Raw genomic sequence first — 2,013 nt, 5'->3', positions numbered from 1 at the left:
GTCCTGGGAAGAGCGAGTACCGCGGCCCACGCTCCGGAGAAGAAGCCCGGGAAGTCGGCGGAGCAGATCGAGTTGGAGAAGCTGCGCCGCGAGAACGAGCGGTTGAAAGCGCGGCTCGCGACGACCGAGACCGCGCTGGATATCATGGGAAAAGCGCGCGCTCTCTTGCAGCAAGTCTCCGAGAGAGCGGACTCCGACCAGTAGTAGACCAGGTGTTGAACGGGGCTTTCGACGAGCTCCGTGCCGCGGATATCCCGGTGAAACGGGCGTGCGTCTACGTCGGTCGGTCGCGGGCGACGCATTACCGTCATGGTGCTCCGCGGGGGCCGGTGCATGGGCCGTGGCTGGCGCGGACGCCTCCGCCGGGGACGTTGACCGACGCCGAGCGGGCGCAGGTCCTGGCCCTGTTGGCGGATCCGGTCTACCAGGACCTGGCGATCCCGCAGGTCTGGGCCCGTGAGCTGGATGCCGGCCGGTACTGGTGTTCCCTCTCGACGATGTACCGCATCGCCCGGGCGGCGGGGCAGACCCGGGAACGCCGCGGCCAGGCGACGCACCTGCCGCGGGTCCGCCCGGAGCTGTCCGCGACGGAGCCGTCGCAGATCTGGTCGTGGGATATCACCGCGTTGAAAGGCCCCGAGAAAGGAGTCTGGTACAAGCTTTACGTCATCCTCGATATCTACTCGCGGTATGTGGCCGGCTGGCTCGTCGCTGCCGCCGAGGACGCGGTGGTCGCGAAGGACTTCCTCGCGGACGCGATCCACCGGAACGGAACCACCCCTCGGGCGATCCACGCGGACCGTGGCGGGGCGATGGTCTCGAAACAGGTGTCGGAACTCCTGGTCGACCTCGGGGTCCACCGATCCCATTCACGGCCGCGGACGTCGAACGATAATCCGTTCTCGGAAGCTCAGTTCAAGACCCTCAAGTACACCTACGATTTCCCGGACCGGTTCGGGTCGCTGGCTGACGCCCGCGCCTACTGCGAGGGGTTCTTCACCGCCTACAATCACGACCATCGCCATTCCGGGATCGGGTTCCACACCCCCGCCTCGGTGCACTTCGGCACCGCCGGCCAGGTCCAGGCCCACCGCCAAGCCACCCTCGACCGTGCCCACGCGGCCCATCCCGAGCGGTTCGCCCGCAGGCCACGGCCACCCCGCCTACCCGAGACCGTGTGGATCAACCAGCCCATTCCAAGCCAACCGAGCGACGACCCACTGTCGCAGTTGACTTGACAACTACCGGAATGGGTCTGACACGAAAATAAGGTGACCGGTGCGCCTCAGGTGGCCCCGATCGGTTCGAAGCGGATGGTTAGGCCGAGGCTGCTGGCTTGTTTGATCATGCGGCGCATGGCGCGTTCGGGATCCCGTTTGGCGAAGTGGTCGGCGCCCAGGTCGCGGTAGGGGACCCTGTCATGTAGGACGTGCCAGATGGCGATGGTGAGTTTGTGCATGACGGCGACCTGGGCGCGTCGGCCGCCCCGGCGGGCTGCGATGCGGCGGTAGAAGGCGCCCAGGTAGGAGTCCTTCTTCTTGATCGCTACCATCGCGGCGATCCCGAGCAGGTGTTTGAGGTTGCGGTTGCCGGGCCGGATGTGGCCGGACTTGTTCACTCCGGCGGACTCGTTCTGTCCTGGGCAGACCCCGATCCAGGAGGCGAGGTGGTGCGCGCTGGGGAACTGGGCCATGTCACCTCCGGTCTCCGCGATGATGATCTCGGCCGAGAGGCGGCCGATGCCGGGAATCGAGTCGAGGAGATCCAGGTCCTGCTTCTGGTCGGTGAGCATGGTCGCGATCCGCTCGTCGAACCCGGCGATGACCTGCTTCCAGCGGTCGATCTCGTCGAGGTAGTGGCGGACCATGAAGGCGTGGTGGTCGGTGAACTCGCCGTCCAGTGCCTCGACGAGTGCCGGGATCTTGGCGCGGGCCCGGCCAGCGGCGAAGTCGGCGAGCAGGTAAGGGTCGCGCTCGCCGGCGACGAGGGCCTCCAGGATCTTCCGGCCGGTGA

2 protein-coding genes are annotated in these 2,013 nt (G+C 67.0%); one reads left to right on the top strand and one right to left on the bottom strand.

The window, feature by feature from the left end:
• Positions 1 to 212: 212 nt before the first annotated feature.
• Positions 213 to 1,238, top strand: coding sequence for an IS3 family transposase (locus U9977_RS22740; protein WP_322751323.1), 1,026 nt, complete (start codon positions 213 to 215; stop codon positions 1,236 to 1,238).
• 47 nt (positions 1,239 to 1,285) lie between these two features.
• On the opposite strand, the gene U9977_RS22735 is transcribed toward U9977_RS22740, so the two are convergent.
• On the bottom strand, positions 1,286 to 2,013 hold a 728-nt coding region (locus tag U9977_RS22735), incomplete at its 5' end, for a transposase (RefSeq protein WP_322751322.1).

Source organism: Protofrankia sp. Cas8, from assembly GCF_963555845.1.
In the GTDB taxonomy this organism is placed as follows: Bacteria; Actinomycetota; Actinomycetes; order Frankiales; family Frankiaceae; genus Protofrankia.
The sequence above is the reverse complement of the archived record's forward strand: the minus strand, read 5'-3'. Positions and strand labels throughout refer to the sequence as shown.